The organism is Streptomyces sp. HmicA12 (assembly GCF_000373565.1).
Lineage (GTDB): Bacteria > Actinomycetota > Actinomycetes > Streptomycetales > Streptomycetaceae > Streptomyces.
The window spans coordinates 377,243-384,528 of record NZ_KB891850.1 but is presented as its reverse complement, the minus strand read 5'-3'; the positions used below and the strand labels follow the sequence as shown (position 1 = coordinate 384,528).

At 69.9% G+C, this 7,286-nt stretch carries 4 protein-coding genes and 1 pseudogene; 3 read left to right on the top strand and 2 right to left on the bottom strand.

What is annotated here, in order from left to right; all coding sequences use genetic code 11:
• Positions 1–538 precede the first annotated feature (538 nt).
• Positions 539–1,930, bottom strand: a complete 1,392-nt coding sequence (locus B072_RS0139055) for a cation:dicarboxylate symporter family transporter (protein ID WP_051127393.1) — start codon at positions 1,928–1,930, stop codon at positions 539–541.
• Between the two features lie 187 nt (positions 1,931–2,117).
• Here B072_RS0139055 and B072_RS0139050 point away from each other — a divergent pair, with 187 nt between their 5' ends.
• On the top strand, positions 2,118–3,812 hold the full coding sequence (locus B072_RS0139050) for a sensor histidine kinase (protein ID WP_018535438.1): 1,695 nt from the start codon (positions 2,118–2,120) through the stop codon (positions 3,810–3,812).
• Positions 3,809–4,495 (top strand): response regulator, encoded by a 687-nt coding sequence (locus B072_RS0139045; protein ID WP_018535437.1) that lies wholly within the window; start codon positions 3,809–3,811, stop codon positions 4,493–4,495. Before B072_RS0139050 ends, B072_RS0139045 begins: the two co-directional genes overlap by 4 nt.
• A gap of 180 nt (positions 4,496–4,675) precedes the next feature.
• Here the strand turns inward: B072_RS0139045 and B072_RS45035 are convergent.
• Positions 4,676–5,668 (bottom strand): annotated as a pseudogene (locus tag B072_RS45035) (YncE family protein).
• Between the two features lie 239 nt (positions 5,669–5,907).
• Between B072_RS45035 and B072_RS0139035 the strand changes: the two are divergent.
• Positions 5,908–7,278 carry an extracellular solute-binding protein gene (locus B072_RS0139035; RefSeq protein WP_018535434.1) on the top strand — a complete coding sequence of 457 codons (1,371 nt, stop codon included), beginning with the start codon at positions 5,908–5,910 and terminating at the stop codon, positions 7,276–7,278.
• The last annotated feature ends 8 nt before the right edge of the window (positions 7,279–7,286 follow it).

The window sequence follows — 7,286 nt, the reverse complement described above, 5'->3', positions numbered from 1 at the left end:
ATGCTGGAGACGGGGTATCAACATATCTGGCGTTGATTTTTGGCACGCTGTTGAGTTCTCAAGGAACGGACGCTTCCTTTGTACTCACCCTCTCGGGCTTTCCTCCGGGCGCTTCCCTTCGGTCTTGCTTTCTTGCGTTTCCGACTCTATCAGACCGTTTTACCGGCCGATTTCCTCGGGGTCTTGCTTCGCTTTCCGGCCTTTCGGCTTTCCGGCGAGTCCGACTCTATCAGATCCTTTCGGGCCTGATTCCCAGTCAGCGGGGCTTGTCTTCCCGGCTGTTGGGCCGTTCCGACGTCCCAAACTTTAGCGGATCTGCGGGGCAGTTCCTAATCGGCCTCTTCGAATTGAATTCGGGCACGCCGAATTCAGTCCCGTGAAGAGATCTTGCTGTGGCTTGGGTGCCGCGTCAGCGGCGGAAGGTGCCGCCCCGGAACCTTGCGGCTCCGTGACAACTCGAAGGACCCTACGCCACCGGCGTCGGTAGTACAAAAGCGGGGTCCGGTGCAGGTGCACCGGACCCCGCTTCCTGGGGTGTTCAGGCTCCGACGGGCTCCTTCGTGCCGCCGTCGCGCGGCGCAGGCACGTCCTTGTCGTCGTCGGCCGAGTCGAGGAGCGTGCGCTCGTCGAAGGGGAGATCTCCGGCGAGGACGCGCTGTACGCGGTCGCGGTCGACCTCTCCGGTCCAGGTGCCGATGAGCAGCGTGGCCACCGCGTTGCCGGCGAAGTTCGTCAGGGCGCGGGCCTCGCTCATGAAGCGGTCGATGCCGATGATGAGGCCGACTCCGTCGACCAGGGCGGGCTTGTGGGACTGGAGGCCGCTGGCGAGGACCGCGATACCGGAGCCGGAGACGCCTGCCGCCCCCTTCGACGCGATCATCATGAAGAGGAGCAGGCCGATCTGCTGGCCGATGTTCATCGGCTGGTCCATGGCGTCGGCGATGAAGAGGGACGCCATGGTCAGGTAGATCATGGTGCCGTCGAGGTTGAAGGAGTAGCCCGTCGGGACGGTGATGCCGACGACCGGCCGGGAGACGCCGAGGTGCTCCATCTTCGCGATCAGGCGCGGGAGCGCCGACTCCGACGAGGACGTAGAGAGGATGAGGAGGAACTCGCGGCCCAGGTACTTCAGCAGCGAGAAGATGTTGAAGCCCGTCGCCAGGCGCAGGATCGCCGCCAGGACGATGCCCACGAACAGGGCGCAGGTGACGTAGAAGCCGACCATGATGGTGGCCAGGGCCTTGAGCGCGTCGACGCCCGTTTCGCCGATGACGGCCGCCATCGCGCCGAACGCACCGACCGGAGCGGCCCACATGATCATGCCGAGGACCCGGAAGACCAGCTTCTGGATGTGCTCGACGCCGCGCAGGACCGGCTCGCCGGAGCGGCCCATCGCCTGGAGTGCGAAGCCGACCAGCAGTGCCACCAGGAGGGTCTGGAGGACCTCGCCCTGCGTGAAGGCGGACACCAGGGTGGTGGGGATGACGCCCAGGACGAAGTCGACCGGGCCTTCGGCGGCGTCCTCTGCCGCCGTGTGGCCGACGTCCTTCGTGGCGTCGGTCAGGTGCATACCGGTGCCGGGGTCGAGGATGTTGCCGACGATCAGGCCGATGGCGAGCGCGACCATCGACATCACGATGAAGTAGGCGAGGGCGAGACCGCCCACCTTGCCGATCTTGGCGGCCTTGCGGACCGAACCGACGCCCAGGACGATCGTGCAGAAGATGATGGGCGAGATCATCATCTTGATCAGGTTCACGAAGCCCGTGCCGATGGGCTTGAGCTCCTTGGCGAAGTCCGGCCAGATGAAGCCGACCGCGATGCCCAGGAGCACCGCCACGATGACGGCGATGTAGAGGTAGTGGGTGCGGTCCCGCTTCGCGGCGGGCTGCGGGGGTTGCTCGGTGGTCGCGGTCCCGTTCTCGGCCACGGTGTCCTCCTGGCTGCTGACGACGGCGTCGGCGTACTGGAATCTCCGGACAGCGCAGGGGGTGCGGCTCACGTCCTGCGGCTGCGGATCCCGGTGACTATCTCCCAGGCCGTGAGCACCGTCACCCTTCCGTTCATTGAGTTCCCACCGGTTACTTCCCGCCCGGAGCGGCGGGCAGACTGGCGGCATGCGCCCCCTGCGTCTCCCCCGCCCCCGCAGCCTGGCCGGCCAGCTCTTCGCCATGCAGGTCGTGCTGGTCGCCGTCGTCGTCGCCGGGTGCGCGCTGTTCACTTACCTCAGTGACCGGGGGCAGGCGGAGGCGTCGGCGCGACGGCAGGCGACCGCCGCGGCGACCGCGGTCGCCGACGCCGACTCCGTGCGGGAGGCGATCACCGAGGACGCCGATCCGACGGTGCGGCTGCAGCCGTACGCGAGGAACGTGCAGACGCACACCGGGGTCGACTTCGTGACGATCATGGACACGCACGGGATCCGCTGGACACACCCCGAGCCGCGGCGTATCGGCGAACGGTTCCTCGGGCACATAGGGCCCGCGCTGAAGGGCGGGACGTTCTCGGAGACGTACACGGGCACGCTCGGCCCGTCGGTACGGGTGGTCACTCCGGTCTACGACGACGGGCACCGGGTCGTCGGGCTCGTCAGTGCCGGGATCACCATCGACGAGATCACCGCGCAGGCGCGCGGGCAGGTGCTCGCCGTGGCCGGGGTCGCGGGCGCCGCGCTCGTGCTCGGCGGCATCGGGACGTACGTGATCAACGCGCGGCTGCGCCGGCACACGCACGGCATGAACGCCGGTGAGCTGAGCCGCATGCACGCGTATCACCAGGCCGCGCTGCACGCCGTACGCGAGGGGCTGCTGATGCTCGACGGGCAGCGGCGGGTCGCGCTGATGAACGACGGGGCGCGGATGCTGCTCGGGGTCGGGCGAGATGGTGACGGGGACGTGGTCGGGCGGTCGGTGGCCGAGCTGGGGCTGCCGGCGCCGCTGACCGGGGCGCTGCTCGCCACCGAGCCGCGGGTCGACGAGGTGCATCTGACGGCCGACCGGGTCGTGGTCGTGAATACGTCGCCGGTCGCCAGTGGGGAGCGGCGCGGCACCGTCGTCACCCTGCGGGATCACACCGAACTGCAGGCGGTGATGGGCGAGTTGGACTCGGAGCGCGGGTTCACGCAGGCGCTGCGGTCGCAGGCGCACGAGGCCGCCAACCGGCTGCACACCGTGGTGTCGCTGATCGAGCTGGGGCGGGCCGACGAGGCCGTCGAGTTCGCGACCGCCGAGCTGGAGCTGGCGCAGGCCCTGACCGACCAGGTGGTGGGCGCGGTGAGCGAGCCGGTCCTTGCCGCGCTGCTCCTCGGCAAGGCCGCGCAGGCCAATGAGCGGGGCGTCGAGCTCGTCGTCTCCGGGGACACCCGGGTCGAGGAGAGCGAGGTCGGGCTGCTCGCGCGGGTGCTGCCCGCGCGGGATCTGGTCACGGTGCTCGGCAATCTCGTCGACAACGCCGTCGACGCCGCGCAGGGTTCGCCGCGCGCCCGCGTCACCGTCACCGCCCGCACGGAGGGGGACGCCCTGCTGCTGCGGGTGGCGGACTCGGGGCCGGGCGTCGACCCGGAGCACGCCGACGCGGTGTTCGAGCGCGGCTGGTCGACGAAGCCGGCCGGTCCCGGCGGGCGGGGTCTCGGCCTCGCGCTGGTGCGGCAGGCCGTGACGCGTCACGATGGGGCGCTCGCGCTCGACCGGGACCCGGACGGGGGCGCCGCGTTCACCGTCCGGCTGCCGCTGACGGTCGGGGGCGCCGCGATCCCGGGTCCGCGCGGCCCCCTGACCATCACCCCGACCACCGTGGAAGGCAGCACCTCATGAGCGACGACACCGCCCCGCGCATCCGGGTCCTGGTCGTCGAGGACGATCCGGTGGCCGCCGACGCCCACGCGCTCTACGTCGACCGGGTGCCCGGCTTCGCGACCGTCGCCCGGGCGCACTCCGCCGCCGAGGCGCGCCGCGCCCTGGACCGGATGCCGGTGGACCTGATCCTGCTCGATCTGCACCTGCCCGACGGGCACGGTCTGGCCCTGGCCCGGACGCTGCGCGCCGCCGGGCACCAGGCCGACGTCATCGCGGTGACATCGGCGCGGGACCTGACGGTCGTACGGGAAGGGGTGTCGCTCGGGGTCGTGCAGTACGTCCTGAAGCCGTTCACCTTCGCGACGCTGCGGGACCGGCTCGCGCGTTACGCCGAGTACCGGACGTCCAGCGGGGAGGCGGCCGGGCAGGACGAGGTCGACCGGGCGCTCGCCAATCTGCGCTCGCCCGCGCCGGCCGCGCTGCCGAAGGGGTTGAGCGCGCCGACCCTGGAGCGGGTCACGCACACGCTGCGGGAGGCCGCGCCGGAAGGGGTGACGGCGGCGTCCGCCGCCGAGACGGTGGGCATCTCGCGGATCACGGCGCGGCGCTATCTGGAGCATCTGGTCGACGCGGGGCGCGCAGCGCGCAGTCCGCAGTACGGGCAGGTGGGCCGGCCCGAGCTGATCTACACCTGGAACTGACGGCCGGCGGGTTACGCGCGGTCCGGTGGGGGCTGGCCGCGCAGTTCCCCGCGCCCTTGAAGGCATGCGCTCCGCGCAGCCTTTCCCTGGGCGAGCGGAGCTCGCATCCAGGGGCGCGGGGAACTGCGCGAGAAGCCCCACCGGGCCGCACCCGACGGACAGCCGAACCCCGCAGGGCGCCTACCGCACCCTGAACCGCGTCACCTGGTCCTCCCCGGAGGGCCCCGTGCCCGACTTGTCGGCGACGTACGCCGTGCCGTGCGTGATCTCGACATGGTTGGGGTTGGCCCCGGTCGCGACCGTGGTGACGACCGCGCCCTTGCGCGGGTCGACCACCGTCGCCGTCGCCGCCGTGCGGTTCACCGCGACGACCTTCCCGGAGCGGTGGTCGGCCGCCACGGAGAGGGTCCCCGCGCCGGTCGGCACGGACTTGGTGACGACTCCCTTGTCGAGGTCGATGATGTCGACGGCGCCGGTCGGAATTAGGCGCGGGGTCGCCGACTTCCTCGCGACCTCGATGAGTTGATTGTTCGTCAGGTCTGTGGCATAGACCGTACCGGTGCGTTCGTTCACGGCGAGGCCGGTCGGGCCCGCGCCCTCGACGGTGACGCGCTTCTACTCCTTGTACGTACGGCTGTCGAAGCCGACGACGCTGCCGTCCCCGAAGCCGGACGCCCACACCGTGTCGTGCCGTTCGTCGACGACGATCTCGCGGGCGTGCGCGACGTTCGGGAGGGTGGCGAGGTGCGCGCCATTGCGCTGGCCGTAGACGGCCACGCTGTTGTTGCGGGTGTTGGTGACCCAGACGGTGTTGTGCTCGTCGTCGAGGGCGATGCCGTAGACCGCCTCGACGGCGCCGGTGTCGGTGTCGGTGGCGGTGTCGGTGTCGGTGACGGGCGGCGTGTACGTCGCCTCGACCGCGAGGGTGCCCTGGTCGAGCCGGGTGAGCGCGGAGGTCGTCACCGGCGGGCGGCCCACCGCCGACGCGGTCCACAGGGCGTGGTTCCGCTCGGAGTACGTCGACTGGTAGAGGCCTTTGGTGGCGGGGACGGAGGTGGCGGCGGCCGCGGCGGCACCGCTGTCGGCCTGGGCGGCAGGGGCCAGTGCGCCGCCCGCGACGAGGGCCACCGCGAGGGCGGCGGTACGACGGATCCTGGGCGTGATTCGAGGCATGCCGCGCCAATCTCCTTTGCGGGTGGGCCCGTTGTGGCACCACTCGAAGATTCGCTTAGGTTAGCCTTACTTAAGTTGCTAGCTGGCCCCGGGATCGGCATCTGTCCGGATAGCAACGTTGTCACGGCCCCCGCTCGGGCCCCTGCACACCCATTGACCCTGCTCCGAGCCGGAACGTACGTTCACGTCCAGCCACGCGCGGCAACGCAGCCCGCGACGGTCCGTAGGAGGTCGTGCCCGTGCGCCCCACCGCCCCGCTCCTCACCGCCACCGCCCTGCTCCTGGCCGCCGGAACCCTCACCGCGTGCGGCGGTGGCTCCGGCAGCGACGCGAACACGGTCAAGGTTTCGTACAAGCAGTCCACGGACAACAAGAGCAAGGTCCCGGACACCTACCTGGCCGCCATGAAGAAGCAGTTCGAGAAGGACCACCCGGGCAAGAAGGTCGAGCTCGTCCCGATCAAGGCCCCGGACGCCGAGTACTACACGAAGCTCCAGCAGATGCTGCGCTCGCCGAAGACCGCGCCCGACCTGGTCTACGAGGACACGTTCCTCGTCAACTCCGACATCACCAGCGGGTACTTGAGACCCCTGGACAAGTACCTCGCCAAGTGGGCGGACTGGGACCAGTTCATCGACGCCGCCAAGGCGGCCGCGCAGGGGCAGGACGGGAAGACGTACGGTGTGCCCGACGGCACCGACACCCGCGGGCTCTGGTACGACAAGGCCGTCCTGAAGAAGGCGGGCATCAAGACCCCCTGGCAGCCGAAGAGTTGGGACGAACTGCTCGACGCGGCCCGCTCCATCAAGGAGAAGGTCCCCGGCGTCACCCCGCTGAACGTCTACACCGGAAAGCCGGGCGGCGAGCAGTCCACGATGCAGGGCTTCGAGATGCTGTTGTACGGCACCGGCGACGGCACGGCCGATCCGCTCTACGACCAGTCGAGCCGCAAGTGGGTGTCCGGCTCGCGGGCCTTCAAGGACAGCCTGAAATTCGTCGAGACGGTCTACAAGGAGAAGCTCGGCCCCGACGTCTCCGACGCCCTCGACCCGAACATCGGCACCACCATCCGCGGCGACCGCCTGCCCAAGGGCAAGGTCGGCATCGACCTCGACGGCTCCTGGCTCCCGCAGGACTGGATCGAGGGCGCGGGCCACGAATGGCCCGAGTGGTCGCAGAAGCTGGGCCTCGCCCACATGCCGACGCAGAACGGCCAGGCGCCCGGCAAGGTCTCCATGTCCGGCGGCTGGACCTGGGCGATCCCGGCCAAGTCGGCCAACCCCGACCTCGCCTTCGAGTTCATCAAGACGATGCAGACGAAGGAGAACGCCCAGCGCTGGTACATCGCCAACTCCGGCATCTCCGTCCGCAAGGACGTGGCGGCCGACCCGGAGTACATCAAGGCGCAGCCCGGCATCAAGTTCTTCACGGACCTGGTGAGTTCGACTCACTACCGGCCCGCGTACCCCGCGTACCCGAAGGTGTCGACGGCGATCCAGGAGGCGATGGAGTCGGTGACCACCGGGGACGCCTCGGTGGACAAGGCGGCGTCCACGTACGACGAGCAGCTGAAGACGGCGGCGGACGGTGACGTTGTCGACAAGCCTTGAGCCGACGT

Coding starts and splice junctions, on each gene's coding strand:
- B072_RS0139050 (WP_018535438.1), top strand. CDS start 2,118: ATGCGCCCCCTGCGTCTCCCCCGCCCCCGCAGCCTGGCCGGCCAGCTC.
- B072_RS0139045 (WP_018535437.1), top strand. CDS start 3,809: ATGAGCGACGACACCGCCCCGCGCATCCGGGTCCTGGTCGTCGAGGAC.